General features: G+C 52.1%; 2 protein-coding genes. Both read left to right on the forward strand.

The genetic code is table 11. From position 1 onward, the window contains the following. Positions 1-136: 136 nt before the first annotated feature. Entirely contained in the window at positions 137-1,501 is a 1,365-nt protein-coding gene (locus tag R3177_RS14575; protein WP_318971732.1) for an MFS transporter, read from the forward strand. Between the two features lie 17 nt (positions 1,502-1,518). Next, entirely contained in the window at positions 1,519-2,103 is a 585-nt protein-coding gene (ssb, locus tag R3177_RS14580) for a single-stranded DNA-binding protein (RefSeq protein ID WP_318971733.1), read from the forward strand. The last annotated feature ends 227 nt before the right edge of the window (positions 2,104-2,330 follow it).

Consider the following 2,330-nt stretch of genomic DNA (forward strand, 5'->3'; position numbering starts at 1 on the left):
CTGCTAACCGGATATAAAAACCGGTATCAGACGATAACCATAGCGCAAATGCCTGGTTATTGCCGTTAATCCGCTTAAAGCGCACCAGTTCTGTGCTACACTTGCGCGCTTATTTCTGCTGTTAATCAAAAAATTAATGGATCAACTGAACGCTATTGAAAAACGGGCCGCACTGACGCTGGCGCTGGTGTTCTCAACCCGGATGCTGGGCCTGTTTATGTTGCTGCCGGTGTTTGCGCTGTATGGCGCAGAACTGGCGGGCTACTCACCGCTGTGGATAGGTCTGGCGATTGGCGCCTATGGTCTTACCCAGGCCATTTTGCAAATACCCTTTGGCTGGCTGTCTGACCGGATTGGCCGGCATAAAGTGATGCTGCTGGGCCTGGTGTTATTTGTGCTTGGCTCCGTAGTCGCAGCGCTGGCTGATTCGGTTTATCTGGTTACCCTGGGCCGGATTTTACAGGGCGCCGGCGCCATCGCCGGGGCGGTACTGGCATTGGCGGCAGATTTAACCCGGGATGAGCAGCGGCCGAAAGTGATGGCGATTATCGGCGCCAGTATCGGTTTATCGTTTGCGTTGGCGATGATTCTCGGACCCTTACTGGCAAAATGGGCCGGGTTAAGCGGCGTATTCTGGTTCACAGCCATCCTGGCCTGTTGTGCCATGCTGATTGTCGCCCTGCTGGTGCCCAAAAGTGTTAGTAAAGCCCCGGCCGCTGAAACCCTGGCCGTGCCGGCGACCTTGTTAAACATGTTAAAACACCGCCAGCTATTGCAGCTCGATATTGGCGTGTTACTGCTACATTTAATGCTGACCGCGATATTTGTCGCCCTGCCGCTGCTGTTAAGCCAGTATCAGCTTACAGCAGATCAGCATTGGCAGGTGTATTTGCCGGTGCTGCTGCTGTCCTTTGTGCTGATGATACCGATGATGATTGTTGCCATGCGCCGGCAACAGGAAAAGCCTTACTTTTTAGTCGCAATCAGCCTGCTGATTCTGGCGATGTTACTGGCTTTTACCGCGATGAATCTATGGTGGTTAATTGCCGCCCTGTTGTTATTTTTTACCGGCTTTAATTTTTTAGAAGCCAGCTTACCGGCAATGGTGTCAAGGGTGGCACCTGCCGGGCAGCGGGGCAGCGCTATGGGTATTTACTCCAGCAGCCAGTTTTTCGGCGCTTTTGCCGGTGGCGTCATCGGCGGCCTGGTGGCGCAGTATTTTAGTTACCCAATGGTGTTTGCTGTGACGGCCGCTATTGGTTTAATATGGCTGCTTATTGCCAGGACGATGCAGGTGCCTGCCCGGGCTCAACGGCTGTCGCTGGCAGTTCAGGTTAAAACAGAGCACGAGGCCAGCGCACTGGCCGGCCGTTTAGCTACACTTAGTGGCGTGCAGGAAGTGACTATTTTACTGGCCGAACAACGCTGTTATTTAAAAGTCAGTTCGCAGCAATTTGACCTGGCACAGGCCCGGTCATTGGTTGGCACAAGTCAGCCTTAATTTTCAGGAGAGATCGCATGGCGCGTGGAATAAATAAAGTTATCTTAATCGGCAATCTGGGCGCCGACCCGGAGGTGCGTTACATGCCGCAGGGCGGTGCCGTCGCCAATATGACTCTGGCAACCTCTGAAAGCTGGACCGATAAAAATACCAATGAGAAAAAAGAACAGACCGAATGGCACAGGGTGGTGATTTATCAGCGTCTGGCAGAAATTGCCGGTGAATACCTGCGTAAAGGCAGCAAGGTGTATATTGAAGGCAAGCTGAAAACCCGTAAGTGGACCGATAAAGACGGTATCGAGCGTTACACCACCGAAATTGTTGCCAACGAACTGCAAATGCTCGATGGCCGTGGCGATGGCCAGCCACAGGGTAACGCGATGGGCGGCGGCCAGCAGGGCGGTTATCAGCGTCCGGCACAGCAGCCTGCCCAGCAAGGTGGCGGCTACCAGCAGCCACAGCAAGGTGGTGGTTATCAGCAGGCACCGGCACATAATGCGCCCCAGCAGGGGGGCTATCAGAAGCCGGCGCAACAGCCATCGCAGCAACAGCGGCCGCCGATGGAACCGCCAATCGACTTTGATGACGATATCCCGTTTTGACTCACCACTTCTTAGAATGTAAAGACGTTTTAAGAAGAAGTCGAAAAAAGCCTCTTTAATTAGAGGCTTATCTTCAAAAACCGACCTGTTTACCTTTTGGGTAAATATGGTTGGTGAATGGGGATTCCAACCACTTTAAAATGTAAAGACAAATGTAAAGTTGTCGAATACAGTCTACATTCGTCTATCCTCTAAACGAAAAGGTTTGTTTTTTATCACAATAAAAC

Origin of the sequence: Arsukibacterium sp. (assembly GCF_033722355.1) — a bacterium.
Taxonomy (GTDB): Bacteria; Pseudomonadota; Gammaproteobacteria; order Enterobacterales; family Alteromonadaceae; genus Alishewanella.